The following is a 26868-nucleotide window of genomic DNA, read 5'->3' as shown; positions in this document are numbered from 1 at the left end:
TCAAGCGCGCACCGCCAAGGCCTGCTGCGCCAGTTTTTGCGTCAGCGCAAGATACTCGTCGCGCTGCTGCAGGCCCTCCAGGAAACGCTGCGGAATCGCCTCCATGCCTCCAATCGCCCCGCTGAGTGCACCCGTGAGCACCGCGCGCGACTGGTTCTGGCCGCCGCCGTTGACGGCATGCAGCACCGCCTGCTCAAAATCGCCTTGGAACCGCGCCGCCAGGTAATAGCTTGAAGGCAGCACAAAGTAGGCCGCGCACTGCAGGCCATGCACCTGGGCGATGCTGCTTGCGGGCTCCACGCGAATCTGCGGGTTGGCGGCCATGCGCGCCGCCGTTGATGCCATCAGCAGTGGCTCCGGCGTAGGGAACTGCCCTGCCACCGCAGGCTTGCCATCCACCGGCGTCGATCCCTGAAAGCGCAATTGCCCGCCACGCGCCGCCGTGACCAGCCCGCCCGAGAGCGCACCATCGAGCGAGGCACCCGACATCAAAGCGCCGAGCACGATGCCGTAGGCCGTGGTCATCGCTGCCACCGTGGTATCGCGCTGCAGCAGCACGGTATTGCTGCTCACGTGGTCGGCGATCTGATTGGCATCCAGTGCGTAGCGCGCAGCGATCGCGATGATGCGCTCGACCGCATCGGTGTTGTCTGCCAGGCGCGCCACCTGCCCCCAGGGTTGGCCCGCGTAGCGCCCTGCCCAGCCCTCGCGGATGGACTGGTTGGTATAGCCGCCGGGGCCCGAGTTCGGCGTTCCATCCATGCGGGCAAAGAGTTCTTCATCCATGCGGCGGCAGAAATCCGCCTCGTCGTAGCCGCCCTTCTCGACCAGCGAGCGCAGCGTCAGCGCCAGGATGTAACCCGATTGCGAGGATGCCCCCGCAGGCAGCCCACCGTGATAACGCCCCGCCTTGGGCGCCGTATAGCCATCCACCCAGGCGCCGTAATCGCGGCGCATTTCGTCCAGGTCGTAATACCAGTGCGGCCCGAGCGCCAGCGCATCGCCAATGAAGGCGCCCATCAGCGCGCCCTGAATGCGGCTTTGCATCGAGGGTTGAACCACAGCGTTCATCGCAGTCTCCTTTCAAGAATCACGCATCACTCCATGACGATGCAGTCGCGCAGGCCGGAGCCGCTGGCCAGGTGGTCAAAGCCTTCGTTGACCGTCTCCAGCGTGAACGCCTCGCCCAGCAATTGGTCCACCGGCAGCTTGCCGGCCTGGTACAGGTCGATGTAGCGCGGGATATCGATGGCGGGCACGCCCGAGCCCAGGTAGCTGCCACGCACCTCGCGCTCCTCACCGACGAGTTGCGAGATCGGCAGCGCAAAGGTGGTTTTGGGGTGCGGCAGACCCGAGGTGATGGTCATGCCGCCGCGGCGGGTGAGCTTGTAGGCCGATTCAAACGCTGCCAGCACGCCGGCCGTGTCGTAGCCGAAATCCACCGCACCACCCGCCGCCGCCAGCAGATCGGCATCCGATCCCATCGCCTTTGGATCGACCACATGCGTTGCTCCGAGCGCTTTGGCCAGCTCGCGTTTGCGGGCGTCCGGCTCCACCGCCACGACGCGCCGCGCGCCGCCAGCGACAGCGGCCAGCAACGCACTCAGGCCGACACCGCCCAGCCCGACGATGGCGATGGTGTCTCCTGCCTTCAGGTGTGCCCGGTTGATGACCGCCCCAGCACCGGTGAGCACCGCACAGCCGAACAGTGCGGCTTCGCGGTGCGACAGCGGCGTTGACACCTTGACGCAGGAGCGGGCGGAGACCACCGCGTATTCGGCGAAACAGGACACGCCCAGATGGTGATTGAGCGCCTCGCCACCGGCGCGCAGACGCCGCCCGCCACCGAGCAGCTCGCCCACGGTATTGGCGCGCGCACCGGGTTCGCACAGTGCCGGCCGCCCGGACATGCAGGGGGTGCAGTCGCCGCAGCTTGGGACAAACACCGTCACCACATGATCGCCCGCGCGCAGACGTGAAACGCCCGGACCCACCTCGACCACCTCGCCAGAAGACTCGTGCCCCATGGCCAGCGGCATCACGCGCGGTCGGTCGCCGTTGATCACCGAAAGATCGGAATGACAGAGCCCGGCCACCTTGATTTTCACCAGCACCTCGTCCGGGCCGGGTGAATCAAGCTCCACGGTTTCGATCTGCACCGGTTTGCTCTGCGCGTAAGGCGCGGGCAATCCCATGGTTCTGAGCACGGCGGAACGCATTTTCATTGTCTGTTTCCTTGTCCACTCTGTCTGCTGGATTTATGGTGCAGCGCCCGGCAATGCAGCCGGGAACGCACTACATTTATTTCATCAGTATGCGCCTGTCGCAAACGCTGCGCGCCGCACGCTTTCAACACCCTTCAACACCAGGAGATTTTCAATGGACATGCCCGCCTCCCCCCTAGCCCAACTGGCCGACGCCAGCCTGCTGGTGACCGACAGCCTGATCAACGGCAAATGGCTCAAGGGCAAGCAGCGTTTTGACGTGACCGACCCGGCGACCGGCCTCAAGCTGGCCGACGTGGCCGATCTGGGCGCCAGGGAAACCAGGACGGCCGTGGATGCAGCCAATGCCGCGTTGCCCGCCTGGCGCGCCAGAACGGCCAAGGAGCGTCACGCGATCCTGATGAAGTGGTATGAGCTGCTTGTTGCCAACCAGGAAGATCTGGCTCGGCTGATGACGGCCGAACAAGGCAAGCCCCTGGCGGAGGCGCGCGGCGAAGTAGCCTATGGCGCGAGCTTTGTGCAATGGTTTGCCGAGGAAGCCAAGCGCGTGAACGGCCAGACACTGGCCACCTACGACGGCAACAAGCGTTACATGGTGCTCAAGCAGCCCATAGGCGTGTGTGCCGCGATCACGCCGTGGAATTTCCCGCTGGCGATGATCACGCGCAAGGTGGCGCCGGCACTGGCCGCAGGCTGCACCGTGGTCATCAAGCCGGCCGAGCTCACGCCGCTCACCGCGCTGGCAGCGGCAGAGCTGGCACAGCGCGCGGGTTTTCCCGCCGGCGTCATCAACGTTGTCACCGGCATGGACGCGCCTGCCATTGGCGGCGTGTTGTGCGAGAGCGACATCGTGCGCCATCTCTCGTTCACCGGCTCGACCGAGGTCGGCCGCATCCTGATGGCGCAGTGCGCGCCGACGGTGAAAAAATTGGCGCTGGAGTTGGGCGGCAACGCGCCCTTCATCGTGTTCGACGATGCCGATCTGGATTCCGCCGTGGAAGGCGCGCTGGTGAGCAAATACCGCAATGCCGGCCAGACCTGCGTTTGCGCCAACCGCCTGTACGTGCAGGACGGGGTATATGAGGCCTTCGTCAAGAAACTCGCCGCCAAGGTCAAGGCCATGAAGGTGGGCAACGGCTTTGACGAAGGCGTGACCGTAGGCCCGCTGATCGAACCGGCGGCGCTGGTCAAAGTCGACAAGCATGTGAAAGATGCGCTGAAGAAGGGCGGGCGTGTGCTGGCTGGCGGCAGCAAGCTCAAGGGCCAGTTCTTCGAGCCCACGGTCATCGCGGACGCCAACGCCAAGATGCTGGTGGCGCGCGAAGAGACTTTCGGGCCGGTCGCTCCGGTGTTCCGCTTCAAGACTGAGCAGGAGGCGATCGACGCCGCCAACGCCACCGAGTTTGGCCTGGCGAGCTACTTCTACGCGCGTGACATCGGCCGCATCACACGCGTGAGCGAAGGCCTGGAATACGGCATGGTGGGCATCAATACCGGCCTGATCTCGACCGAGCATGTGCCGTTTGGCGGCGTGAAGCAGTCGGGCCTGGGGCGCGAGGGTTCGAGCCACGGCATGGAGGAGTACCTCGAGATGAAGTACCTCTGCATCGCCGACGTGACGAAATAGGGTTACTGCGGGTACAGCCCCCACTGGCGCGCATGCAGGCGCGCCAGCCCGAGCAGCGCATCGGTGAATGGCGTTTGCACTCCCGTGAGCTGACCGAGTTCGCGCACCGAAGCGACGAGGGCATCGAGCTCCACCGCCCGCCCGGCGCGCACGTCCTGCAGCATGGACGGGCTGAAATCGCCCAGCTTGGCCGTCACCTGATGGCGGTCTTCGGGCGAATCCGTGATCGGCACGCCGATGCGAGCGCCGATCTCGCGCGCTTCCAGCATCACGCGGCTCATGAAATCGCGCACCAGTGGGTCGGCGAGTACCGGCCCGGCGCTCGATCCCGTGAGTGCGCAGATCGGGTTCATCGTCATGTTGCCCCAGAGCTTGTACCAGATCTCTTTTTGAATTTCGGCGGTGAACCGCGCGTCCAGCCCCGCGCTGCGCGCCAGCGCCACCAGCGCCTGCGCGCGTTCGCTGTCGGCGCCGGAAGGCTCGCCGATGATGAGTTCGTTGCCGAAACGATGGCGCACCACACCCGGGGCATCCAGCGCGCAACTGGCGTGCACCACGCAGCCCAGCACATGCGCCAGTGGAATTTCACGCGCAATACTTCCGTCCGGATCGACGCTGCTCAGGCGCTGGCCGGCCACCGCGCCGCCAAAGCCTTGGAGAAACCACCAGGGCACACCGTTCATCGCCGTGAGCACCACCGTGTGCGGCGCCAGCAGCGGGGCGATTTGCGCCGCCACGCCAGCCAGTGCCGGGGCCTTGACGGCAACGACCACCAGGTCTTGCGTGCCAAGCTGCGCCGGATCCTCGCTGGCGCGCACGGCATGAGCGCTCTCCTGCTCCACCCCATCAGCACCCTTGCCGCGCAGACGCAGGCCGTGCGCCTGCAAGGCCTGCAGCGTGGCGCCGCGCGCCACGGCGCTCAGCACCACGCCGGGTTGGGTGGCAAGGTGTGCGCCGATCCAGCCACCGATCGCGCCTGCGCCGTAAATGGCAATTTTTTCGAACATGGCGTCAGAAGGTGCGCGGCATGGTTGCGGGATCAAGCTTGAGATCGATCAGCAGCGGCTTGCCGCGTGAACGGCTGCGGATCACCTCCTGCATCACGCCCAGATCGGCGAGGGTGCGCACGATCACGCCCTGCCCGCCCATGGTGCTTGCCACCTCGGAGAACTCCGGCCAATCAAACAACGCCAGGCTCGGGTCCATGCCGTAGTCGGTGAAGTGCAGGTATTCGGCACCATAGCCGCCATCGTTGCAGAGCACGACGATGAGGTCGAGTTTCTCGCGCACGGCCGTATGAAATTCCGTCAGCCCTCCCAGCATGAACCCGCCATCGCCGACCACCGCCAGCGTCGGCAGGCCGCGCTCGGCCACCGCAGCGCCGATCGCGTAGCCGATGCCGGTGCCGATCGCACCGAACAGGTTGCCGGCAATGAAATGCCGCGGGTGCTGCACGCGCATCAGCTGCCAGGGCTGGCGCATGAAACGCCCGCCATCGGTCACCAGCAGGCGCTGCTGCTGCACCGCATGTTCGACGGCGAGCAGCGCTTGCCCGATGGTGATGGGCGCGTCAGAGGGCGCGGGCAGCGACGCATCGTAGGAGGCGTTGATCGCTGCCACGGCCTGCGTCACCACCTCCTCGCTGGCGAATTGCGACGACGGAATTTCCGCTTCGTCCAGCCAGTACAGCATGCGCTCGGCCACCGCGCCCGGCTCACCGAGGATGGCTGCATCCACCGCCATGGTGCGCCCGATTTCGCTGCGGTCATCGGTGACCATCACCAAGCGCTTCTTGGCCAGCAGCGTGCCATTGGCGGTGGTGAACATGTGCAGGCTTGCGCCAAAGGCGATCACGCAATCGCTCACGCCCACGGCCTCCGTCACCTCTTCGCGCCCGGAGATGCCGAGTACGCCGAGGTTGTTCGGCTCGCCACGGTACAGGTCCTTGGTGCGCAGCGTGGTCATGACGGGCGCATCCAGACGCCTGGCGAGCTTCAGCACGGCGTCCGCCTGCCCGCTCGTCACCACGCCGTAGCCCGCGAGCACGATGGGGCGCTTGCTGCTGGCGATGATGCCGACGGCCAGTTCCAGCGCCTCGGTATCGAGCTGCGTGCCAGCGCGATCGGGCGTCTGCAGGCGCGGCGGCTGGTACTCGCCCAGATCCTCCCACTGCAGGTCGTAGGAGGGGAAGTTGAAGACGATGGGCCTGCGCTCAGCCCAGGCGCGCTGGAAGGCATGGACCAGATCGCGCGGCACATCCTCGATGCGCCGCGGCGCCTCATAACCTGCGCCCGTTGCCAGCACAAATTCGCGGTGCGAGGCGCTCTGCGGGTGGTACTTGAATTTGGACAGGCTGTCGCCGGTGACGATCACCATGGGCACATGGCCCTTGACCGCCTCGACCATGGGCATCAGCGCATTGACCAGCCCGGGCCCGCAGGTCACCGTCGCCACACCGGTCTTGCCGGTCACCTGAGCCCAGCCCGAGGCCATCAGCACCGCCGCCGATTCCGTCGTCGCGCTGGTGTACTTGCCACCCTCCTTCATGAAGCGATCGACGATGAACAGGTTCACATCGCCGATCACGCCAAACATCTGCGCCACGCCGATGTCCTTGAGCAGACGGGCGATGGTGTCGTTCATCTTCATGCAGCAATCCTTTGAAACGTTTTATGGCCGTAGCGCTTGCCACACAAGCGCTGACAGCTTCATTGTTTGTAGCTGTCGTCGATGCGGTCGATCTGGCGCACCAGCGCGTCGAACACGTCTTGCCCCGCACCCCGGCGCGGATCGAACTGGAAGGAGTCGCGCGTGCATTGCGCCGCGATCGCCTCGGGGATGGGCAGCGGCGCACCCATGCTTTGCGTGGCGAGCTGGATTTCGCAGGCGCGCTGCAGCGTCCAGAGCACCGCGAAGGCCAGCGGCAGCGTCTCGCCCCAGGACAGCAGTCCGTGGTTGCGCAGGATCACCGCCTTGCGCCCGGCGATGCTCGCCACCACGCGCGGGCCTTCCTCGGCGCGGATGGTGATGCCTTCGAAATCGTGCATCGCCACCATGCCGTGGAGCTGGGCGCTATAAAAATTGCTTTGCGACAGTCCCGAGGCCAGTGACGCCACCGCCACGCCCGCCGTGGTGTGGGTATGCATCACGCAGTGCGCGCCGGGCACGCCGTCGTGGATGCAGCTGTGCAGCACGAAACCGGCCGGGTTGATCGGATGACTGCTGTCCGAGAGGATTTCGCCTGCCAGGTTCACCTTGACCAGGTTGCTCGCCGTCACCTCGCTGTAGTGCAGGCCAAACGGGTTGATGAGGAACTGCTTCTCATCGCCGCTCGCGCTTTCTGGCACACGCAGCGTGATGTGGTTGTAGATCATCTCCGTCCAGCCCAGCAGGGCGAAGATGCGGTAGCAGGCGGCGAGCTGCTGGCGCGCCACCCATTCGTCGGGGTGCACGCGCACTTTCATGCCTGGCCTTCGGGCAGCAGGCCATCGAAGTCGCTCGCCGCATGGCGCTCGCGCAGGCCCTTGTGGCGGCGGTTGACGATGCGCCCGCGCTGTACCGCGGGACGGGCCGCAATCTGCTTTTGCCAGCGCAGCAGGTTGATGTACGAGGCTGCATCGAGAAACTCCGCCGCGCCATAGGCCTCGTTCACCACCAGCGCGCCATACCAAGGCCAGATCGCCATGTCGGCGATGGTGTAGTCGCTGCCGGTGATGTATTCATGCTGCGCCAGCTGCTGATCCAGCAGGTCGAGCTGGCGCTTGACTTCCATCGTGAAGCGGTCGATCGGGTAGGCCTGCTTCTCGTTGGCGTAGGCATAAAAGTGGCCAAATCCCCCGCCCAGGTAGGGCGTTGCGCCCATCTGCCAGAACAGCCACGACAGCACCCGCGCGCGCGCGGCGGGCTCGGTGGGGACAAAGGCACCGAATTTCTCGGCCAGGTAGAGCAGGATGGCGCCCGACTCGAACACCGGGATCGCCGTACCGCTGCTGCGATCGACCAGCGCCGGAATCTTGGAGTTGGGGTTGACCGCAACAAAGCCGCTGCTGAACTGGTCGCTTTCGCCGATATCGATCAGCCAGGCATCGTATTCGGCGCCTTTGACGCCACGCGCCAGCAGTTCTTCGAGCAGGATGGTGACCTTCTGTCCATTGGGCGTGGCCAGCGAATACAGTTGCAGCGGATGCTGGCCGACGGGCAGCTCGCGTTCAAAGCGGGCCCCGGCGGTGGGGCGATTGATGCTGGCGAACTGGTTGTCTTCCTTGGGTTCCCAGTGCCAGACTTTGGGCGGAACATAAGCGGTACTCATGCGTGTCTCCCTTGTCGTTCGTGGTTACTGCTTCGCATCGGCAAAGCGCTCGGCCAGCGCCGTCGTGCCACGCGCGAGCAGGGTCATGTCTATGCCCACGGCCATGAAGCTTGCGCCCCAATCCATGAAGCGACGCGCCAGCGTTTCATCAATCGCCAGGCTGCCCGCAGCCTTGCCGCTCTTGACGATACGACGGATCGCATCCTCGATCGCCGCCTGTACATCCGCATGCCCCGGGTTGCCCAGATGCCCCAGGCTGGCCGAGAGATCGGCCGGGCCGATGAACACACCATCGACACCGTCCACCGCGGCAATCGCCTCGATGTTCTTCAGCGCCGTGCCGGTCTCCACCTGCACCAGCACGCACAGGCGTTCGTTGGCCTCGTGCAGGTAGCGCGGGTAACGCCCCCAGCGCGAGGCGCGCGCGCCGCCGATGCCGCGGATGCCGCCCTGGCCGTTGGCGTCGGGGTAGCGTGCGGCGCGCACCACGGCGGCGGCCTGTTCGGCCGTATCGACCATGGGCACGAGGATGGTCTGCGCGCCGATGTCGAGCACGCGCTTGATCCACATCTCGCCCACTCGGCCATGCCCCATGGGCACGCGTACGATGGGGTGCACGCCGGGGTAGGCGGCGACGGCCTGCAGTTGCGCCTGCACGCCAGCCACGTCATTGGGCGCGTGCTCGCAATCGATGAGCAGCCAGTCAAAGCCCGCTCCGGCGCAGATTTCCGCCGTCGTGGCGTTGGCCAACGTGAGCCAGAAGCCGAGCTGCCGGCGCCCGGCCTGCAGGCCTTGCTTGAAAGGGTTGGGGGGTGTTTGCATGGTGTTTCAGACAAATTCAAAGGACAGCGTGCCGAGCGGCCCGTAATCGGCCTGGAAGGCATCGCCCTTTTTGGCCGCGACCGGGCGCGTGAACGAGCCCGCCAGCACGATCTGCCCAGCCTTGAGCGTCTCGCCCCAGGGCGCGAGCTTGTTGGCCAGCCAGGCGATGCCGATGGCCGGGTCGCCCTGCACGCCGGCCGCCAGGCCGGTTTCCTCGACCACGCCGTTCTGGCACAGGATGGCGCCGACCCAGGGACGGTCGATCGCACGCGCATCGGCCCGCCCGGCGCCGACGACGATGCCGGCATTGGCCGCGTTGTCGCTGATGGTGTCGTAGACCTTGCGCATCACCTTGGTGTGGCGGTCAAACTGCTCGATGCGCGCATCGATGATTTCGATCGCCGGCGTGACGTAGTCCGTCGCCGCCAGCACGTCTTCGACACCGATATCCGGCCCCTGGAGATCGGATTTCAGGACGAAGGCCAGCTCCACCTCGACGCGCGGTGCGATGAAACGCTCCGTGGGCAGGCGCAGCACCTGACCCGGTGTGGCCGTGAACAGCATCGAATCGAGCAGCGTGCCGTAGTCGGGCTCGGTGATCTGGCTGCTGATCTGCATCGCGCGGCTGGTGAGGCCGATCTTGTGGCCGATCACCGTGCGGCCCTGCGCCAGCTGCAGCGCCACCCAGGCGCGGCTCACGCGGTAGCCGTCCTCGATGGTCATGTCGGAAAAGCGCTTGGAAAAATGCTCCACCTGCTGACGCGATTGCTCGCTGGCCTGCAGCTCGGCGGCGAGCTGCGTGATCTGTGCTTCGGTCAACATGGCTCAGGGTTTCTTGAACAAGGGATGAATGGTGCTGTGCTTGGCGTCGAACACTTCCATGCCTTCATCCACCTGCACCGTCAGGCCGATGTGGCGCGTCGCCATCGCCGGGTCCAGGTGCATGCGAATGGCCGTCACCACCGCCTCGCCGGCCTTTTGCTGCGACGCGGCACTTCGCCCGCGCGCCATGCGCAGGTTGGCGTACATGAAGCCGTACTCGCCCGGGTCATCGCTCGTCAGGCCGGTCTTGCCGGCACCCGCCGCGCGGCCGGCCGCGCCGCCGTCGGCCAGCGCGAAGTGCGGCGCGGGAAAGGCCAGCACGCGCGTGCCGCCGGTGGGGAAGACCTGCTTGCCCTCCTCATCGCGCACGGCCAGCATGGCATCGGCGCAATCGCGGCACAGGCGCGGCATGTCGAGCACGGCATCGAGATTGCCGGAGTAATTGATCACGAGATGGGGCATGGTGCGGTCTCCAATCCAGACATTTCACAAACGGGGAAAGGCTTTGTAGCTGCCGGCGCGCGAGGCTTCGGGCTCCGGCACCGCACTGCCGTCCTGCGGCGTGACGGGGAAGATGGCATTCAGCTGCCCGGTGCCCGAGGCCGCGAAGTACGGCGTGATGACTTCCGCCTTGCCGTCGTAGGCCGACCAGCCGAGCGCGCCCAGCAGCATCGCGGTGTCGTGCATCATGCCCTCGCCATGGCCCTTGACGGCGTATTCGGGCAGCATAGCGCAGAAGTCCTGCCACTCACCGCTTTGCCACATCCGCACGACATCATGGTCCAGACGCTCAAGGAAGGGGCTCCAGATCTTGAAGGCAAATTCCGGCGCCAGGCCGTTTTGCGCAAAACGATGCGACAGCGAGCCGCTGGCCAGGAAGGCCACCGTGCCGTCGTAATGCTTTTCCACCGCCTCGCGCATGGCCCATCCGAGGCGCGCGCTATCGTTGAGATAGTGGCTGGTACACAGCGCCGAGACCGAGACCACCTTGAATTTTTCGTCCTGGTTCATGTAGCGCATCGGCACCAGCGTGCCGTACTCGGGCGCCAGCGTGGTGGCATCGTGCGCCAGGGTTTCCACGCCCTGCGCGTTGCACACCTGGGCCAGCAGCCTGCCAAGTTCCGGATTGCCGGCAAAGCTGTAGCGCATGTTGCTGATGAAATGCGGCAGCTCGTTGCTGGTGTAGGTGCCCGACCAGTGTGGTGCGCAGTTGAGGTGGTAGTTGGCATTGACCAGCCAGTGGGTGTCAAACACCACCAGCGTATCCACGCCCAGCGCGCGGCAGCGGCGGCTGATCTCCTGGTGACCTTCGATGGCGTCCTTGCGCGTGCCCTGGCGCGGGCCGGGCAGCTCCGAAAGGTACATGCTGGGCACGTGGGTGATCTTGGCAGCGAGAGCAAGGGTTCCCATGACGATCTCCTTGAGTGAAGCAGGCGGGCCGGCGCGAAGGCGTCAGGCACCCCAATGTGGAATGTGGTGCGAGCCCATCGACACCGCGACGTTCTTGGGCTCCAGAAAGACTTCATAGCTCCAGGTGCCGCCCTCGCGCCCGGTGCCGCTGGCCTTGGTGCCGCCGAAGGGCTGGCGCAAATCGCGCACGTTCTGGCTGTTGACGAAGCACATGCCGGCCTCGATCGCGGCGGCCACGCGGTGCGCGCGGCCGATGTTCTCGCTCCAGACATAGCTGGACAGCCCGTACTGGATGTCATTGGCCAGTTCGATCGCGTGCGCCTCGTCCTTGAACGGAATCAGGCAAGCCACCGGGCCGAAGATTTCCTCTTGCGCAATCTTCATGCGGTTGTCGACATCGGCAAACACCGTCGGCCAGACGAAGTTGCCGTCCTTCACGCGCTCCGCCAATGTTGGCGCGTAGCTGGGCCTGTCAATGCCGCCGCACAGCAGGGTCGCGCCCTCTTTGGGACCCAGCTCGATATAGCTACGCACCTTGGCGAGATGGTTCTTGCTGACCATCGGGCCGACGATGGTCTTTTCATCCTGCGGATCGCCGACGATGATCCTCCTGGCGCGCTCGGCGAACTTCTGCGCAAAGTCCGCGTAAATGCTCTGCTGCACCAGGATGCGGCTGCCCGCGGTGCAACGCTCGCCGTTGTTGGAAAAGATCATGAACACGGCGGCATCCAGCGCGCGTTCGAAATCGGCGTCGTCAAAAATGACGAACGGGCTCTTGCCGCCCAGCTCCATGCTGAATTTCTTCAGGCCTGCCGTCTTGACGATACGGTTGCCGGTGGCGGTCGATCCGGTGAAGCTGATGGCGCGCACATCCGGATGGGCGCACAGCGGCTCGCCGGCTTCCTTGCCAAAGCCATGCACGATGTTGAGCACGCCGGCCGGGATGCCGGCCTCCAGCGCCAGCTCGCCCAGGCGCGCGGCCGTCAGGGGCGAGAGTTCGCTCATCTTGAGCACCGCCGTGTTGCCGAACGCCAGACACGGCGCGACCTTCCAGGTCGAGGTCATGAACGGCACGTTCCAGGGGCTGATGAGCGCGCACACGCCCACCGGGTGAAACAGCGTGTAGTTCAGGTGCGTGGGCGTGGGGTAGGTGTGGCCGTCCACGCGCGTGCACATCTCGGCGAAGTAGTAGAAATTGTCGGCGGCGCGCGGGATCAGGGCCTTGCCGGTCTGCGCTATGACCTGGCCGGTATCGTCGGTCTCGGTGCGGGCGATTTCGGGCACATGTCTGGCGATCAGATCGCCCAGCGCGCGTACCTTTTTGGCGCGCTCGGGCGCAGCCATGCTGGCCCATTTCGGAAAGGCGGCTTTGGCGGCAGCGACGGCGGCCTGCACCTCGGCCTCGCCGCCCGAAGCCACCTCGGCCAGCACCTGCTGCGTGGCGGGGTTGACGGTCTCGAAGTAGTCGCTGCCGGCAACGCTTTTGCCGTCGATCAGATGGTCAATTTTCATAGCTGTCCTCGCGCGGATATCAAGGGGTGGAGTGGTGTTGCGCCACCATGGTGGTTGCCAGGCTGCCAATACCTTCGATGCTGCAGACCACATGGCTGCCGACCGGGCAGTCAACCACACCGTCGGGCGTGCCGGTCAGGATCAGATCGCCGGGGTAGAGCGTCATGAAACCGGTGAAATACTCGATCAGCGTCGGCACGTCGAAGACCATGTCGGCGGTACTTCCCTGCTGCGTGATCTGACCGTCGACCGTGGTCTGCAAGCCGAGCGCCATCGGGTCAGGCACATCGGACGCATCGACCAGCCAGGGGCCGATCGGCGTGCAGGTGTCGCGGTTCTTCACGCGCAGATTGGGGCGGTACCAGTTCTCCAGGTAGTCGCGGATGGCGAAATCGTTGGCCACGGTGTAGCCGCGCACGAAATCGTAGGCATCGGCCTTGCGCACTCGCCGGGCTTCGCGGCCAATCACCACCGCCAATTCGCATTCGTAATGCATGTTGGCCACGCCATCGGGGCGCACGGTGTGGGCGCGGTGGCCGATCAGCGAGGCTGCGCCCTTGGCAAAGGCCAGCGGCTCCTCGGGCGGCTTGAAGGCCAGCTCGCGCGCATGGTCGGCATAGTTCAAACCCAGCGCGAGCACGGTGCGCGCGCGTGGCGTGGGCGCCAGCGGCGGCAGCCAGGTAACTTCATCCAGTGACAGGCGCCTTCCCTGGAAGGCGGGCGTTTGCAGCTCCAGCTGACCGTCACGCTCGATGGCGTGGTGAACGGCGCCAGCCCAGGCGATGCGGGCGTGCTTCATGCGGCCTCCTGAATCAGGGTGTGGTGCAGCGCGGCCAGGCCGGGCGCACGGATGTCAATGCGGTCTCCCGCCTTGGCCAGCGGGCGCGTGCCATCGGGCAGGCAGTCGGTGCCCAGCATCAGCACATCGCCGGGCTGCAGCGTCATGAATTCGGACACATCGGCCAGCAGCGCCGCTGCGTCGCGCACCAGCGTGGACAAATCCTGGGTTTGCACCAGCGTGCCGTTGATGCGGGTTTCGATTTGCAGCCCGGCCAGCTCAGCCAGCGCCAGCGGCGTGACCGCCGGGGCACACACCAGAAATCCGTCGCGGTTGCGGAATTTGATCGGCGGGCGGTAATAACTCTCGTGCGGCAGGCTCAGATCGGCCAGCAAAACGCAGCCGATGACGCCAGGCAAACTACCTGTTTTGATAGCTGCTTGCGCTTGCCCATATTGCGCCAACGCCCTGTTTTGATCTGAATTTCCGACCACCAAACCCAGCGAAGCGCTGACCCAGACTTCACCCGGCACTGACACGGCCGCGCCATAGTGCGCAAAGGTATTGGCGGTCTTCACGTACAACACCGGCGCCTTCGGTGCCGCCTTGTAGGGCGCCTCGGCCATCCTTGGCGCCCACAGCGCATGCTCACGCTGAAAGTTCAGCAAGGTGCCGTAGACGGTGCCCCGGGGCTGCCAGGGTGCGGGGGTGGTCATGGTTCATTCCTCCACGGATTTTTGGAGCTCCACCGCATGCGCCGGCAAGGCGAGCAGCCCGTCCAGCAAGCGGTAGAGCTGTTGCAGCGGTTCAGCGCCCAGATGCTGGGCCAGGTCTTCGTACTGCGCGGCAATCGAGCCCGACAGCGCATCCGCCAATGCCCGCCCCTGCCGAGTGGCCCGCACTACGCTTCGGCGCGCATCCTCGCCGCTGCGCTCGCGTGTGACCAGGCCCGCACGCTGCATGCGCGCAAGAATGCCGGTGAGGCTGGGGCCAAGAATGAACGCCTGCTCCGCCAGCCGCCCGGTCTCCAAGCCATCGGACTGCTCGCGCAGCACACGCAGCACGCGCCACTGCTGGTCCGACAGACCGTGCTCGCGCAAGGTGGGACGCCAGTGCTGCATCAGCGCCTCGCGCGCCTGCAGCAGCAAAAGCGGCAGGTTGCGATAGTGCAGATGGGTTTTCTGAAGCATTTATTTAATATATTAAATAATTGAACGAAAAGCAAGCGGCCGGAGCATGGATTGAAAAAAAGGGCAGTACGCCTGCCCCGATAGCGAAAACCCGGCGCAGGCGCTGCGTCAAGCCGCCTTCTTGCCCGCGCCCAGATAGGTCTCGATCACGCGCTTGTCGCTCATCAGCATGCTGGCCTCGCCGCTGAGCGCCACCGCGCCCATCTCGAGCACGTAGCCACGGTCCGCCACCTGCAGCGCGCCGCGTGCGTTCTGCTCCACCAGCAGCACGGAAACCCCCATGCCGCGCAGTGAGGCGACGATTTGCAGCACCTCGCGCACGATGAGCGGTGCCAGGCCCAGTGAGGGCTCATCCAGCATCAAGAGGCGCGGGCGCGCCATCAGCGCGCGGCCGATCGCCAGCATCTGGCGTTCACCGCCGGAGAGCGTGGCCGCCAGCTGCGCCCGGCGCTCCTTCAGGCGCGGGAACAGCACGAACACCTCTTCCATGCGCTGCGCCTGGTCGCGCTGGCCGCGGCGCCAACGCGCAAAGCCGCCCAGCAGCAGGTTGTCCTCGACCGACATCTCGCCGAACAGCTCGCGCTTCTCGGGCACCAGGCCTACGCCATGCGCCACCATGGCCTCGACCGAGGGGCGATCGATCGTCTTGCCCTCGAACTGCATCTCGCCGCGCGAACCCAACAGGCCCATGGCGGCATTGAGCAGCGTCGACTTGCCGGCGCCATTGGGGCCGATGACGGTGACGATCTCACCTTCGTTGACCGTGAGGTCCACCTGGTGCACCGCCTCCACCGGGCCGTAGGAGACGGAAAAACCCTTCAACTGCAACAGCGCGTTGGTACTCATGCCGGGGCTCCTTCGGTATCTTCCACGCCCAGATAGGCTTCCATCACGCGCGGGTTGGCCTGCACCTCGGCCGGGTTGCCGATCGCGATCACCTTGCCGAATTCCAGCACCGTGATGCGGTCGGCCAGGTTCATCACGAACTCCATGTCGTGCTCCACCACCAGCAGGGCCATGCCCTCGCCACGCAGCTGGGTGAGCAGCTCGGTCAGCGCCTGCTTCTCCAGGTGGCGCAGGCCGGCTGCCGGTTCATCGAGCAGCAAGATGGTGGGCTGCGCTGCCAGTGCGCGGGCGATTTCCACCACGCGTTGCTGTCCGAGCGGCAGCGAGGCCGCAGGGGTATCGATGTAGCTCATCAGACCGCAGCGCTCGATCTGCTTGCGCGCCTCGGCCAGCAGCGCTGCCTCTTCATGGCGGTCGCGGCGCAGCATGGCGGCGATCCAACCCTTTTTGCCGCGCAGGTGGGCGCCCAGCGCGACGTTTTCGAGCACGCTGCGCTGACCCAGCAAGCGCACGTGCTGGAAGGTGCGGCCCATGCCCAACCCCGCAAACGCACGCGAAGGCTTGCCCGCCATGGATTGGCCCATCAGCGTCACGCTGCCCGAGGTGGGGTCGTCCACACCTGAAATCATGTTGAAGAAGGTGCTCTTGCCTGCGCCGTTGGGGCCGATCAGCGCATGCACTTCGCCAGCCTTCACGTTCAGGTCCACCGCATCGTTGGCCACCAGGCCGGCGAAGCGCTTGGTCACCTGGGTGGCATCCAGCACCACCTGCCCCGCCGGCGGCAACTTGCGCCGCGCCAGCACGGCCTGCGTGACATGGGCGCTCGCCGTCGCAGTGCTGGCAGGCTTGACCCAGCGCTTGGCGCGTGCGGCGATCAAGGGCCAAAGACCATCGGCCGCGCGCTGCAGGATCAGCAGCATCAAGATGCCGAAGACGATGACTTCGAAGTTGCCGCTCGTGCCCAGGAGCTTGGGCAGCAGATCCTGCAGCTGCTCCTTGAGCAGCGTGATCAGCGTCGCGCCCAGTACCGCACCCCAGAGGTGGCCCGAGCCGCCGACCACCGCCATGAACAGGTATTCGATGCTGATGTTCAGGCTGAAGGGCGTGGGGTTGACGAAGCGCTGCAGATGAGCGTACAGCCAGCCCGAGACGGCCGCCAGCAGCGCCGCCAGCAGGAACAGCTTCATGCGCTGGCGCGAGGTATCAACGCCCATGGATTCGGCCATCACCCGGCCGCTCTTGAGCGCGCGGATCGCCCGGCCCTCGCGCGAATCGAGCAGATTGTTCATCGCCAGGATGCCCAGCAGCAGCACCGCCCAGATGATGATGCCAAACAGCCGCGGCGATGTCAGTTCGTAGCCGGCAATCGACAAGGCCTGGATGCCGGAAATGCCGGTAAAGCCCCCCAGCCCCTCCAGATTGCCGAAGACGTAGTACAGGCTCAAGCCCCAGGCAAGCGTGCCCAGCGCCAGAAAGTGACCCGACAGCGGCAGTGTCACGGCGCCCAGCACCCAGGCGATCACGCCGGTGACCAGCAGCCCCAGCACCAGCCCGAGCCACGGCAGCACATCAGCATGCACCCAGGACAGCGCCTGGGCCGCCACCGGCGAGGTGCAGATCCACGCCGTGGCGTAAGCACCCAGGCCGACGAAAGCCGCCTGCCCGAAAGAGGTGATGCCACCCACGCCGGTGAGCATCACCAGACCCAGTGCGACCATGGCGTACAGGCCGATGTAGTTGAGCAGCGTGACAGAAAACGGCGACAGCAGCGGCCAGGCGACGGCCAGCAGGACAATCGCCAGCAAGGTCCATTGACGATGGGTCATTCCTCGTCCTCCACGTGACGGGTATTGAGCGAGCGCCACCAGAGCACCGGGATGATGAGCGTAAAGACGATGACCTCTTTGTAGGCACTGGCCCAGAACGAAGAGAACGATTCGAGCTGCCCCACCAGCACGGCGCCGGCCACAGCGCCCGGATAGCCCGTCAGCCCGCCGATGATGGCCGCCACGAAGCCTTTGAGACCGATCAGGAAGCCGGTGTCGTAGTAGATCGTCGTCACCGGCGCGATCAGGATGCCCGAGGCGGCCCCGATCAGCGCGGCCAGCGCAAAGCAGACATCACCCGACAGGTCGGTGGGTATGCCCATGAGGCGCGCCCCAACCCGGTTGATGGCGGTGGCGCGCAGCGCCTTGCCGATGATGGAGCGGCCGAAGAACCAGAACATCACGATCAGCAGCACGATGGCGGTGGCCACCACCACCAGCGACTGGCCACTGACCGGCACCCCGCCCAGATCCCAGGACGCATCCCAGATCGCATTGGTACGCGAGCCTTCGGCGCCGAAGTAGTACAGGCCCAGACCCACCATCACCAGATGCAGCGCCACCGACACGATGAGCAGGAACAGCACCGAGGCATGGGCCAGCGGGCGAAACACCAGCCGGTACACCAGTGGCCCCATCGGCGTGATCAGCGCCAGAACCACCAGCGTCTGCATCCAGCCGCTCTTGGGCTGGAGGCCGAACACCAGCCCCGCCGCAATCGCCGGCACCACCACCGCCCAGACCAGCGTGGATTTCCAGTCCACCCGCACGCCGCGGCTGTGGCGCCAGGCCTCCACGATGAGCACCAGCACCGCCAGCGTGATCAGCAGCCAGACGATGGACGGGAGCTTGCCCGCCTGAATGGCCGCCATCGACAGTGCCGCGTAGGTGACGAACTCCCCCTGCGGAATGAGGATGACGCGCGTCACCGAGAACACCAGCACGAGCGCCAGTGCCATCAGGGCGTAGATGGCGCCATTCACCATCCCGTCCTGCCCCAGCATCAAAGCAATCTGTAAATCCATGGATGCCACACCGCCTTTGCAACTTGAAAACGCGACTGCAGGGCCACCCCTGTCCGGGAAACACGAAACCCGCGTTTATAGCTGAATAAATGGTTATTGAATATCAGTAAATACCCGATGATTACAGCACGAAATTACAGGAAAATTCATGCATTTTCGAACCTGGCGTCGCGCGGGTTTGACAGCAGGAGTATCGGCGAACCCCCGTCTTGCCACAAGCCGGATCGCGCAAATGTCGCAGCGCAAGCCTTGGCCAGGCAGTCGGTTGTCGCTGTTGCCCAATCCTCCATGGTCCGGCACCCGTTGGGCAGATGCAGCACCACGGCCACTGACGTGGCGCATTCTAGGCAAGGCCGACACCCCGAATGGGCGAACAAAATGTCCGCACCGCTGGACAATCGTGCCCTTCAGCCTTCATACGGCTTTGCATTCAGGCGTAGAACAAGGTGGGAAGCCGCAGGCAGTGCTGTAGCACGACAAGGCGATCCAACGCAGTCATACGTTTGAAGGCAAAGCCGTATCAGTGCTGGGTGCGCGCGTAGTCGGCCAGTGCATCGAGGAAGTGCCGCACCTTCTCGGGTACCAGGCGTTTGCCCGGCAGCAGTGCATACACGCGCAGCGGCTCGCAGGCATAACCCGGCATGGGCAGGCGCACCAGAGCACCGCTGGCCAGCAGCGGCGCGCAGAAAGTCGCCGTGACGCGCGTCACGCCCAGCCCGGCGATGGCCGCCTTGACGCGGAAGTCGGCGTTGTTGCTGACGATGCGCGCCGCCTTGAGCGGCACGTGGTGGTCTATGCCGTGGCCGTCGGCAAACGACCATTGGGCGTCCACCGTGCTGGCCAGCAGCGGCCATTGCTGCAGGTCATCGGGCGATTGCGGCTGGCCCAGCGCCTGCACCAGCTGCGGCGCGGCGAACAGGCCGCGTTCGAGCGAGAACATGCGCCGGATGACGACCGTGGACGCAGGCAAGGGACTCTCCAGCATGGCGAACACGATGTCGTAGGGTTCGGTCAGCGGGTTGATGGGACGGTGCTCGACTTCGAGATGCACCTGCAGCCCCGGAAACGCCGCCATCACCTTGCAGGCCACCGGCCCGACATGGTGGGCACCGAACTCGTAGGGCGCGGCGATGCGCAGCGTGCCGGCCACCTCGCGCCCCGAGGTCAAGGTCTCATCGCAGGCTTCGCGCAGGCGGGTGAACAGGTGCGCGGTGCGCTGGTAGAGCAAGTCGCCGGATTCCGTCACACGCACGCTGCGCGTGGTGCGCTCCAGCAGCCGGGTGTCCAGCTCCTGCTCCAGGCGCTGGACGGCACTGCTGATGCTGGACTTGGGCTGCCCGAGGAAGTTGCCAGCGGCAGAAAAGCCGCCGTGCTCGACCACATGGCAAAAAATTTCGCAGTCATTCCAGTTCATAGTGTCGATTATCCAAACTGTTGAACAGTCTGTCCGACATTGCCCCGTTGATCGCGCACAGTCATCTTTCTAGACTGCAGGCTGCATGTTTGGCGGTTCACCAAAAACATTGCCATGGGCACCCAAGATACCGTCGAGATGCTCCCCAAGGGCTGTTGGCACGCAGTGGCCTCAAACGGGCAGACCATGCGCGTGAAACCGTAAAGGAGATCAAATGCTAGATAAGGCAACGAGGATTGGGATTGTTGGCGGGGGGCTGGGCGGGCTCTCCGCCGCAATCGCGCTGAAGAAAATTGCGGGGATTCAAGCCACCGTATTCGAGCAGTCCGACAAGCACGACGAGGTCGGCGCCGGGGTGACGATTGCACCCAATGCGTGCCGGGTGCTCGACAAACTGGGCTTGCTAAAAGCGATGCAAGACGCTGGTGCGATTCCGGACGGGCACGGTCTTTATCTGGACGCCCTGGGCAATGTGGTCACCGACGCCGCCTGGGAAGACACCTCCGGGCAATACAAGAACATCGGCATGTACCGGCCGGACATGATCGACATTCTGGCCAAAGCCGTCGACCCCGCAGCGATTCGTCTGCATCACAGGGCCAAGTCGGTGGAAATGATCGGCTCCGGCGTGCGCGTTCATTTCGAAAATGGCGCGCAGGAAGATTTCGATGCCGTCATCGGCGCGGACGGCATTCGCTCGGTGGTTCGCCAGGCCGTGGGGCAGCCCACGAATTTCGTGTATTCGGGCTATATGGCGTACCGCGGGGTGATCGATGCCGACGACCTTCCCAAGGACTGGAAGAGGGTCAGCCAGACCTGGATGGGCAACGACCGGCACTTGATGACCTATCCCCTGCAGCAGCACAAGCTGTACAACTACGTCGCTTGCGTGCCCAGCGACCGGCCGCTCAAGGGCCATTGGTCCGGCCCTGCCGACGTGGCCGAAGTGCATGCCGAATTCAGCCGGCAGAAATGGGACCCGAAAGTCGAGCAATTCCTTTCGGCGATCAAGGAAACCTTCTGGTGGGGTTTGTTCGACATCGAACCGCTCACCAATTGGTCACGCGGCCCCATCGCGCTACTCGGCGACGCCGCGCACAGCATGATCCCGCACCAGGGCCAGGGCGTAAACCAGGCGTTCGAGGACTGCATCACGCTGGCCTACTTCCTCAAGGAAGCCAACAGCATCAGCGACATTCCCGAAGCCTTCCGGCGCTATACCGCCGCGCGCATGCAACGCGCGGTGATCTTGCAGGTGGGCTCACGCAGAGCCGGCGCGATGTTCGACTCGCAATTGCAATTCACCAATACCAGGAAGCGCAATGTCGACATCACTTCCGGTCGCGATTTCCGCCGGGCGGTGGTATTTGATTACGACGCGCTGAAAGTGGCCGAGAACACATTGCAACGATTCAAGAAAGCTTAATTCATATGACATCGATCAGCATCATTGGCAGGGGAAAGATGGGCTCGGCGATTGCGAACATCGCTGAACTTGCCGAGACCCACGTACAAATCGTCAATCGCAGCGCCACCCCCAGCAAGGATCACCCGAATGCGACCTACTCGGTTCTCGGCGACGACCTGACGGGCGAGCTCGTCGTGTTCGCGATTCCCTACGGGGCCTATTCGAGCGTACTGGAGCATTACCGCAATCGCCTCGGCGGCAAAGTCGTGATCGACATCAGCAACCCCATCGACTTCACGACCTACGAGCAGCCGCAGGCCCTGCTCGGCTCCTCCACGGCGCTGGAGCTTGCCAAGCAACTGCCTGCAGACGTGGGTGTACTGAAGGCCTTCAACGTCAACCTCGCCGACACCCTCATCACGCGCACCAACGGCACCACGGCGACGACCGTGCTGTTTGCCGGAGACCACGCCGAAGGGAAGATCGCACTCGCCGGGCTGCTGCAGGCCGCGGGGCTTCGCGCCATCGACGCCGGCCCCCTGCAGCGCTCGCGGCAACTGGAAGCCATCGGCTTTCTGCAGATGGTGCTGGCGTCGTCGGGAAAGACGCACTTCGAATCTGGCTTCACGTTGCTGCCTTGAGCGCGGTGATTGTCCACATTCATGGACATTTTGTTCGCCAGATTCCCGTTTATCTACTGATCTCGCTCAGCTAAGGTAATCCATCCCCCGTCGCGCAACGGCGACGCGGGGTGTCAACGTCCGCAGACAACCCAGGAGACAACAATGACATACACACAACTATTGCGCGGTGCCTGTGCACTCGCCGCCCTCGCCCTGGCCACCGCCAGCGCCCAGGCGCAGATCAAGATCGGGGTGGTGCTGTCCACCACCGGCCCGGCCGCCTCGCTCGGCATTCCGGAGCAAAAGACCGTCGAGCTCTTCCCCAAGGAAATCGGGGGCGAGAAGGTGCAGTACATCATCCTGGACGACGCATCCGATCCGACCGGCGCCGTCAAGGCGACCAAGAAGCTGGTGCTGGAAGACGGCGTGCACGCGGTGATCGGCTCGACCACGACGCCGAGCACGCTGGCGATGCGCGACGTGGTGGCAGAGGCGGGCGTGCCCGAGATTTCCGTCGCCGCCGGGCGCTCCATCGTCTACCCGATGGACGACAAGCGCAAATGGGTTTTCAACACCGCGCCCTCGACCGCGCTGATGGCCACCGCCATCGCCAATTTCATGAAAAGCAAGGGCGCCAAAACCGCCGCCTACATCGGCTTTGACGATGCCTTCGGCGAAGACTGGGCGGTGAACTTCGCCGAATCGGCCAAGGCCGCCGGCATCGCCATCGTCGCCAACGAACGCTACAGCCGCGCCGCCACCTCGGTGACCGGCCAGGCGCTGCACATCAAGGCCGCCAAGCCCGACGTGGTGATGATCGGCGCCTCGGGCACCGCCGCGGCGCTGCCCGAGCGCGCGCTCAACCAAGTCGGCTACAAGGGCACGATGTACCAGAGCGGCGGCGTCGCCAACCCTGACTTCCTGCGCATCTGCGGCGCCGACTGCAACGGCACCATCGTCGCCGCCGCACCCGGCCTGGTCGCGCACCAGTTGCCGGAATCCGCCTCCTTCAAGCAGGCCGCGATGCGCTACGCCAAGACCTATGAGGATGCCTACGGTCCCAAGACGCTGACCCAGTTCAGCGCCAACGCGTGGGACTCCGGCGTCCTGCTTGAACACGCGATCCCGGTCGCGCTCAAGAAAGCCCAGCCGAGCGATCGCAAGGCCTTCAGCGCCGCGTTGCGCGACGCACTCGAAGGCCTCACCAAGGTACCCGCCGCCGGCGGCGTCTACACCATGACGCCGACCGAGCACAACGGTCTGGACGAGCAAGGCGTGGTGCTGGTCGAGATCGTCAACGGCGACTGGAAGCTGCTGAAGTAACCGCACCCAGCAACGCTCTGCAAGAAACGATGGGATTGTGTCGCCGCATCGACTTCGCTGCGCGAAGTGTGCAGCGACCAAACCGCGCCACCTGGGCGCTGCGCGCAGCGGCTGCGCCGCCCCAAGCGCGTGCCGGTCAGTGTGATACGCCAGCAATTGCAGCGGCACCACATGCAATAACGGGCTGAGCTGCCCATAGTGCTCCGGCATGCGGATGACGTGCATGCCATCGCTGCTTTCAATGCGCGTATCGGCATCGGCCAGCACGTAGAGCACGCCGCCGCGCGCGCGCACCTCCTGCAGGTTGCTCTTGAGCTTCTCCAGCAGTGCGTCGTGCGGCGCCACGGCCACCACCGGCATGCTGCTCGTCACCAGCGCCAGCGGTCCGTGCTTGAGTTCACCCGCCGGATAGGCCTCGGCGTGGATGTAGCTGATTTCCTTGAGTTTCAGCGCGCCTTCGAGCGCGATCGGGTAGTGCAGGCCACGGCCCAGGAACAGCGCGTTCTCCTTCTTGGCGAAGTCTTCCGACCAGTCAATGAGCTGCGGCTCCAGCGCCAGCACCGCTTGCAGCGCGACGGGCAGGTGGCGCATGGCCTTGAGGTGCGCTGACTCTTGCTCCGGCGTGAGCCGCCCGCGCGATTGCGCCAGCGCCAGCGTCAGCAGGAACAGCCCGGCGAGTTGCGTGGTGAAGGCCTTGGTGCTGGCCACGCCGATCTCGACCCCGGCGCGCGTGACGTAGGCCAGTTCGCACTCGCGCACCATGGCGCTGGTGGCGACGTTGCAAATCGTCAGCGTGTGGCGCATGCCCAGACTTTGCGCGTGGCGCAGCGCCGCCAGGGTGTCGGCGGTTTCACCGCTCTGGCTGATGGTGACGACCAGTGTGCACGGGTCAGGCACGCTGGTGCGGTAGCGGTACTCGCTCGCCACCTCGACCTGTGTCGGGATGCCTGCGATCTCTTCCAGCCAATACTTGGCCGTGCAGCCGCTGTAGTAGCTGGTGCCGCAGGCGAGGATCAGCACGCGGTCGATTTCCTTGAACACGCGCCAGGCAGCGGCATTGGCACCATCGAACAGCTCGGGCACGACGGATTCGATGCCGTCCAGCGTGTCGGCAATCGCGCGCGGCTGCTCGAAGATCTCTTTTTGCATGTAGTGGCGATACGGCCCCAGCTCCGCTGCGCCGCTGTGCGCGACCACCGTGCGCACCGGGCGTTGTTCGGCAGGCAGCGGTTTGCCCGCGCGATCGGTGATCCAGTAGCGCCCGAGCTGGAGATCGACGAGGTCGCCCTCTTCCAGATAGACGATCTGGTCGGTCACGCCCGCCAGTGCCATCGCGTCGCTGGCAAGAAAATGTTCCCCCTGGCCCACGCCGAGCACCAGCGGCGAGCCCGCACGCGCGCCCACCACGCGGTGCGGCTCATCCTTGTGGATCACGGCGATCGCGTAGGCGCCGCGCAGTTCGGCCGTGGCAGCGCGCACGGCAGCGAACAGATCGCCGTCGTACAGGCTGTCGATCAGGTGGGCGATGACTTCGGTATCGGTCTGGCTGGCGAACTGGTAGCCGCGCGCCTGCAGACGGGTGCGCAGCGCCTCGTAGTTTTCGATGATGCCGTTGTGCACCAGGGCCACATGACCGGCCTGCGTCGTATCTGCTGGGGATACGCCCGGACCGTAGCTCGCATGCGGGTGGGCATTGTTCACGGCCGGCGCGCCATGCGTGGCCCAGCGCGTGTGCGCTATGCCGGTCGCGCCTTGCAGCTGTTCCTGCTCCACCTGCGTCAACAGCTCTGCCACGCGCGCGGTGCTGCGGGCGCGGCGCAAGCCCCCTGCGCCCGTGCCGCCCAGACTCGCCTCGTGCACTGCCACGCCGCAGGAGTCATAGCCACGGTATTCCAGACGCTGCAGGCCCTGCACCAGGATGGGAACAATGTTGCGCGAGGAAACCGCGCCGACGATGCCACACATGGGAAAACTCCTGAAGAAACACAGCAGATGCTAGCCATGTCGCAAAGAATGATTGATTCAATTTTTGAATGTTTTTGAATGTTTATTTCATTGACTAAATAAAATTCAATAATCATTCATTTTTGATAAAAATATGAAATTTTCAATCTCTCCAGATGCCATCGATCTGCAGCTGATGGATCTGTTGCAGCGCGATGCGACACTGAACAACCAGCAGCTGGCGCAACGCATCGGCGTCTCACCCGCCACCTGCCTGCGGCGCGTGGCACGGCTGCGCGAGAGCGGCCTGATCGAGCGCCAGGTGGCACTGCTGTCGCACGACGCATTGGCGCAGGTGCAAGGTCATGGGCTGGCGGCGATCGTCGAGGTCTCGCTGGACCGCCAGGGCGCCGAGCACCTCGCCGCCTTTGAAGCTCGGGCGGTAGAGGAAGACGCCGTGCAACAGTGCTGGCGCGTGTCGCCCGGGCCCGATTTCATCCTGGTGGTGCAGGTACGCGACATGCCCGGCTACCTGGCGCTGGCGCAGCGCCTGTTCACCCAGAACGCCAACGTGCGCAACGTCAAGGCCTTCTTTGCCACGCACCGCGCAAAATTTGATACAAAAATGCCGCTGGCGCTCTCTGGTCAAGCGCAACCAGCTATCAATTCAGGAAAAACCGCCGATCGATCCTCCTCTGCCTCTTGACCTGCGCCGCATTCACCATCATCTTGTGGGCATGACCGGCTGCCGATGCGGCAGCACAGGGGGCACGACACATGGAGTTCAAGGACTACTACAAGGCACTGGGCGTGGAACGCACTGCCGATGCCGACGCGATCAAGAAGGCCTATCGCAAGCTGGCACGCAAATACCATCCGGACGTCAGCAAGGAAAAAGACGCCGCCGTGCACATGGCGGAGGTGAACGAGGCCAACGCGGTGCTCTCCGACCCGGAGAAACGCGCCGCCTATGACGCGCTGGGCAGCGGCGCGGCGCATGCCGGCGGGCAGGATTTTCGCCCGCCACCCCACTGGGATGCGGGCTACGAATTTTCCGGCGCGCCCGGGGGCGACACCGGCATGGACGAAGCCCGGTTCAGCGATTTCTTCGAACAATTGTTTGGCCACGCGGCGCAGGCGCGCCAGGCCGCAGGCCGCGCACGCGGCGGTGCTGGTGGTGAAGGCGGCGCGCAGCGCGGTGCGGACCACCACGCGCGCATCGAGCTCGAACTGCGTGACGCCTACCTGGGCGGCGAACGGCTGCTGACGCTGCGCGGCGCGCGCCTGGATGCGCAAGGCCGGTTGGTGCAGCACGAGCGCCAGGTGCAGGTCGCCATTCCCAAGGGGGTGCGCGAAGGCCAGCTCATCCGCTTGAGCGGCCAGGGTGGGCCGGGGCTGGGCGCAGCGCCGGCCGGCGACCTGTTTCTGGAAGTGGAGTTCAAGCCCGACGCGCGCTGGCACACGCAAGACCGCGATGTGTACCTGCGCCTGCCCGTCGCCCCTTGGGAAGCCGAGCTGGGCGGCCCCATCGAGGTGCAAACCCCGAGCGGCGCCACCGTGGAAGTGACGGTGCCCGCGCATTTCAAGCCCGGGCGCAAGCTGCGCCTGAAAGGGCGCGGCATTCCAGCGGCCACGCCGGGCGATCTGTATCTGGAGCTGCAGCTGGTGCTGCCCACCGCGCACACCGAGGCGCAGCAGCAGGCGTATCGCACGCTGGCGCAGGCCTTTGCCGGTTTCGCGCCGCGCGCTTCCCAAGGAGTTTGA

The 26868-nt window shown here is 65.1% G+C and carries 24 protein-coding genes and 1 pseudogene; 6 read left to right on the top strand and 19 right to left on the bottom strand.

Annotated elements, in window-relative coordinates:
• Together ABS45_RS02820 and ABS45_RS02815 are read right to left on the bottom strand one after the other, a co-directional pair.
• A complete protein-coding gene (locus tag ABS45_RS02820) occupies positions 1-1071 on the bottom strand; it encodes an ADP-ribosylglycohydrolase family protein (RefSeq protein ID WP_291552718.1) in 1071 nt (356 codons plus the stop codon).
• Between the two features lie 26 nt (positions 1072-1097).
• A complete protein-coding gene (locus tag ABS45_RS02815; protein ID WP_291552715.1) occupies positions 1098-2225 on the bottom strand; it encodes an alcohol dehydrogenase catalytic domain-containing protein in 1128 nt (375 codons plus the stop codon).
• A 154-nt stretch (positions 2226-2379) separates the two neighbouring features.
• Here ABS45_RS02815 and ABS45_RS02810 point away from each other — a divergent pair, with 154 nt between their 5' ends.
• Positions 2380-3852, top strand: coding sequence for an NAD-dependent succinate-semialdehyde dehydrogenase (locus tag ABS45_RS02810; RefSeq protein WP_291552714.1), 1473 nt, complete (start codon positions 2380-2382; stop codon positions 3850-3852).
• A 2-nt stretch (positions 3853-3854) separates the two neighbouring features.
• On the opposite strand, the gene ABS45_RS02805 is transcribed toward ABS45_RS02810, so the two are convergent.
• From ABS45_RS02805 to ABS45_RS02730, 16 genes are all read right to left on the bottom strand, one after another.
• Positions 3855-4859 carry a 2-dehydropantoate 2-reductase gene (locus ABS45_RS02805; protein ID WP_291552711.1) on the bottom strand — a complete coding sequence of 335 codons (1005 nt, stop codon included), beginning with the start codon at positions 4857-4859 and terminating at the stop codon, positions 3855-3857.
• A 4-nt stretch (positions 4860-4863) separates the two neighbouring features.
• Positions 4864-6501: a thiamine pyrophosphate-binding protein gene (locus ABS45_RS02800; protein WP_291552708.1), complete on the bottom strand. Its 1638-nt coding sequence runs from the start codon at positions 6499-6501 to the stop codon at positions 4864-4866.
• Between the two features lie 59 nt (positions 6502-6560).
• The gene (locus ABS45_RS02795; protein WP_291552705.1) at positions 6561-7316 is read right to left on the bottom strand and encodes a class II aldolase/adducin family protein; all 756 of its coding nucleotides are present in this window, start codon (positions 7314-7316) and stop codon (positions 6561-6563) included.
• Positions 7313-8161: a glutathione-dependent disulfide-bond oxidoreductase gene (gene yghU / locus ABS45_RS02790; RefSeq protein WP_291552703.1), complete on the bottom strand. Its 849-nt coding sequence runs from the start codon at positions 8159-8161 to the stop codon at positions 7313-7315. The genes ABS45_RS02795 and yghU overlap by 4 nt, the downstream gene beginning before the upstream one ends.
• A 24-nt stretch (positions 8162-8185) precedes the next feature.
• Positions 8186-8983: an HpcH/HpaI aldolase/citrate lyase family protein gene (locus tag ABS45_RS02785; RefSeq protein ID WP_291552701.1), complete on the bottom strand. Its 798-nt coding sequence runs from the start codon at positions 8981-8983 to the stop codon at positions 8186-8188.
• Between the two features lie 6 nt (positions 8984-8989).
• The gene (gene hpaH / locus ABS45_RS02780) at positions 8990-9805 is read right to left on the bottom strand and encodes a 2-oxo-hept-4-ene-1,7-dioate hydratase (protein WP_291552700.1); all 816 of its coding nucleotides are present in this window, start codon (positions 9803-9805) and stop codon (positions 8990-8992) included.
• Between the two features lie 3 nt (positions 9806-9808).
• Positions 9809-10267, bottom strand: coding sequence for a 5-carboxymethyl-2-hydroxymuconate isomerase (locus ABS45_RS02775; RefSeq protein ID WP_291552698.1), 459 nt, complete (start codon positions 10265-10267; stop codon positions 9809-9811).
• A 24-nt stretch (positions 10268-10291) separates the two neighbouring features.
• Positions 10292-11215: a 3,4-dihydroxyphenylacetate 2,3-dioxygenase gene (gene hpaD, locus ABS45_RS02770; RefSeq protein WP_291552695.1), complete on the bottom strand. Its 924-nt coding sequence runs from the start codon at positions 11213-11215 to the stop codon at positions 10292-10294.
• Between the two features lie 42 nt (positions 11216-11257).
• The gene (gene hpaE, locus ABS45_RS02765) at positions 11258-12727 is read right to left on the bottom strand and encodes a 5-carboxymethyl-2-hydroxymuconate semialdehyde dehydrogenase (RefSeq protein WP_291552692.1); all 1470 of its coding nucleotides are present in this window, start codon (positions 12725-12727) and stop codon (positions 11258-11260) included.
• 19 nt (positions 12728-12746) lie between these two features.
• Complete coding sequence (locus ABS45_RS02760) at positions 12747-13526, bottom strand: fumarylacetoacetate hydrolase family protein (protein ID WP_291552690.1); 780 nt, start codon at positions 13524-13526, stop codon at positions 12747-12749.
• Positions 13523-14221 carry a fumarylacetoacetate hydrolase family protein gene (locus ABS45_RS02755; RefSeq protein WP_291552689.1) on the bottom strand — a complete coding sequence of 233 codons (699 nt, stop codon included), beginning with the start codon at positions 14219-14221 and terminating at the stop codon, positions 13523-13525. The genes ABS45_RS02760 and ABS45_RS02755 overlap by 4 nt, the downstream gene beginning before the upstream one ends.
• Before the next feature lie 3 nt (positions 14222-14224).
• A complete protein-coding gene (gene hpaR / locus ABS45_RS02750; RefSeq protein WP_291552688.1) occupies positions 14225-14695 on the bottom strand; it encodes a homoprotocatechuate degradation operon regulator HpaR in 471 nt (156 codons plus the stop codon).
• A gap of 108 nt (positions 14696-14803) precedes the next feature.
• Positions 14804-15541, bottom strand: coding sequence for an ABC transporter ATP-binding protein (locus ABS45_RS02745; RefSeq protein WP_291552687.1), 738 nt, complete (start codon positions 15539-15541; stop codon positions 14804-14806).
• Positions 15538-17367: a branched-chain amino acid ABC transporter ATP-binding protein/permease gene (locus tag ABS45_RS02740; protein WP_291552686.1), complete on the bottom strand. Its 1830-nt coding sequence runs from the start codon at positions 17365-17367 to the stop codon at positions 15538-15540. The genes ABS45_RS02745 and ABS45_RS02740 overlap by 4 nt, the downstream gene beginning before the upstream one ends.
• Positions 17364-18392, bottom strand: coding sequence for a branched-chain amino acid ABC transporter permease (locus tag ABS45_RS02735; RefSeq protein ID WP_291552685.1), 1029 nt, complete (start codon positions 18390-18392; stop codon positions 17364-17366). Before ABS45_RS02735 ends, ABS45_RS02740 begins: the two co-directional genes overlap by 4 nt.
• Positions 18393-18912: 520 nt before the next feature.
• Positions 18913-19806: a LysR family transcriptional regulator gene (locus tag ABS45_RS02730; RefSeq protein WP_291552684.1), complete on the bottom strand. Its 894-nt coding sequence runs from the start codon at positions 19804-19806 to the stop codon at positions 18913-18915.
• Positions 19807-20020: 214 nt separating this feature from the next.
• Here ABS45_RS02730 and ABS45_RS02725 point away from each other — a divergent pair, with 214 nt between their 5' ends.
• From ABS45_RS02725 to ABS45_RS02715, 3 genes are all read left to right on the top strand, one after another.
• Positions 20021-21232, top strand: coding sequence for an FAD-dependent monooxygenase (locus tag ABS45_RS02725; RefSeq protein ID WP_291552683.1), 1212 nt, complete (start codon positions 20021-20023; stop codon positions 21230-21232).
• A gap of 5 nt (positions 21233-21237) precedes the next feature.
• Complete coding sequence (locus ABS45_RS02720) at positions 21238-21855, top strand: NAD(P)-binding domain-containing protein (RefSeq protein ID WP_291552682.1); 618 nt, start codon at positions 21238-21240, stop codon at positions 21853-21855.
• A 144-nt stretch (positions 21856-21999) separates the two neighbouring features.
• A complete protein-coding gene (locus ABS45_RS02715; protein WP_291552867.1) occupies positions 22000-23160 on the top strand; it encodes an ABC transporter substrate-binding protein in 1161 nt (386 codons plus the stop codon).
• Between the two features lie 138 nt (positions 23161-23298).
• Here ABS45_RS02715 and glmS read toward each other — a convergent pair.
• Positions 23299-25125 (bottom strand): annotated as a pseudogene (glmS, locus tag ABS45_RS02710) (glutamine--fructose-6-phosphate transaminase (isomerizing)); the annotation flags it as partial.
• A gap of 133 nt (positions 25126-25258) precedes the next feature.
• Here glmS and ABS45_RS02705 point away from each other — a divergent pair.
• Positions 25259-25810 (top strand): Lrp/AsnC family transcriptional regulator, encoded by a 552-nt coding sequence (locus ABS45_RS02705; RefSeq protein WP_291552681.1) that lies wholly within the window; start codon positions 25259-25261, stop codon positions 25808-25810.
• 71 nt (positions 25811-25881) lie between these two features.
• The gene (locus tag ABS45_RS02700; protein ID WP_291552680.1) at positions 25882-26868 is read left to right on the top strand and encodes a DnaJ C-terminal domain-containing protein; all 987 of its coding nucleotides are present in this window, start codon (positions 25882-25884) and stop codon (positions 26866-26868) included.

This window comes from Comamonas sp. SCN 65-56 (genome assembly GCF_001724135.1).
Lineage (GTDB): Bacteria > Pseudomonadota > Gammaproteobacteria > Burkholderiales > Burkholderiaceae_C > Comamonas_C.
Note: the sequence above shows the minus strand (reverse complement) of the source record. Positions and strands in the feature narration are given on the sequence as shown.

Bases quoted from the DNA above. Each gene is read 5' to 3' on its own strand.
- ABS45_RS02745 (WP_291552687.1), bottom strand. From the start codon at position 15,541: ATGAGTACCAACGCGCTGTTGCAGTTGAAGGGTTTTTCCGTCTCCTAC.
- hpaR (WP_291552688.1), bottom strand. From the start codon at position 14,695: ATGCTTCAGAAAACCCATCTGCACTATCGCAACCTGCCGCTTTTGCTG.
- hpaE (WP_291552692.1), bottom strand. From the start codon at position 12,727: ATGAAAATTGACCATCTGATCGACGGCAAAAGCGTTGCCGGCAGCGAC.
- ABS45_RS02760 (WP_291552690.1), bottom strand. From the start codon at position 13,526: ATGAAGCACGCCCGCATCGCCTGGGCTGGCGCCGTTCACCACGCCATC.
- ABS45_RS02700 (WP_291552680.1), top strand. From the start codon at position 25,882: ATGGAGTTCAAGGACTACTACAAGGCACTGGGCGTGGAACGCACTGCC.
- ABS45_RS02755 (WP_291552689.1), bottom strand. From the start codon at position 14,221: ATGACCACCCCCGCACCCTGGCAGCCCCGGGGCACCGTCTACGGCACC.
- hpaH (WP_291552700.1), bottom strand. From the start codon at position 9,805: ATGTTGACCGAAGCACAGATCACGCAGCTCGCCGCCGAGCTGCAGGCC.
- yghU (WP_291552703.1), bottom strand. From the start codon at position 8,161: ATGAGTACCGCTTATGTTCCGCCCAAAGTCTGGCACTGGGAACCCAAG.
- ABS45_RS02820 (WP_291552718.1), bottom strand. From the start codon at position 1,071: ATGAACGCTGTGGTTCAACCCTCGATGCAAAGCCGCATTCAGGGCGCG.
- ABS45_RS02705 (WP_291552681.1), top strand. From the start codon at position 25,259: ATGAAATTTTCAATCTCTCCAGATGCCATCGATCTGCAGCTGATGGAT.
- ABS45_RS02740 (WP_291552686.1), bottom strand. From the start codon at position 17,367: ATGACCCATCGTCAATGGACCTTGCTGGCGATTGTCCTGCTGGCCGTC.
- ABS45_RS02805 (WP_291552711.1), bottom strand. From the start codon at position 4,859: ATGTTCGAAAAAATTGCCATTTACGGCGCAGGCGCGATCGGTGGCTGG.
- ABS45_RS02725 (WP_291552683.1), top strand. From the start codon at position 20,021: ATGCTAGATAAGGCAACGAGGATTGGGATTGTTGGCGGGGGGCTGGGC.
- ABS45_RS02800 (WP_291552708.1), bottom strand. From the start codon at position 6,501: ATGAAGATGAACGACACCATCGCCCGTCTGCTCAAGGACATCGGCGTG.
- hpaD (WP_291552695.1), bottom strand. From the start codon at position 11,215: ATGGGAACCCTTGCTCTCGCTGCCAAGATCACCCACGTGCCCAGCATG.
- ABS45_RS02720 (WP_291552682.1), top strand. From the start codon at position 21,238: ATGACATCGATCAGCATCATTGGCAGGGGAAAGATGGGCTCGGCGATT.
- ABS45_RS02795 (WP_291552705.1), bottom strand. From the start codon at position 7,316: ATGAAAGTGCGCGTGCACCCCGACGAATGGGTGGCGCGCCAGCAGCTC.
- ABS45_RS02775 (WP_291552698.1), bottom strand. From the start codon at position 10,267: ATGCCCCATCTCGTGATCAATTACTCCGGCAATCTCGATGCCGTGCTC.
- ABS45_RS02810 (WP_291552714.1), top strand. From the start codon at position 2,380: ATGGACATGCCCGCCTCCCCCCTAGCCCAACTGGCCGACGCCAGCCTG.
- ABS45_RS02815 (WP_291552715.1), bottom strand. From the start codon at position 2,225: ATGAAAATGCGTTCCGCCGTGCTCAGAACCATGGGATTGCCCGCGCCT.
- ABS45_RS02735 (WP_291552685.1), bottom strand. From the start codon at position 18,392: ATGGATTTACAGATTGCTTTGATGCTGGGGCAGGACGGGATGGTGAAT.
- ABS45_RS02785 (WP_291552701.1), bottom strand. From the start codon at position 8,983: ATGCAAACACCCCCCAACCCTTTCAAGCAAGGCCTGCAGGCCGGGCGC.
- ABS45_RS02715 (WP_291552867.1), top strand. From the start codon at position 22,000: ATGACATACACACAACTATTGCGCGGTGCCTGTGCACTCGCCGCCCTC.
- ABS45_RS02730 (WP_291552684.1), bottom strand. From the start codon at position 19,806: ATGAACTGGAATGACTGCGAAATTTTTTGCCATGTGGTCGAGCACGGC.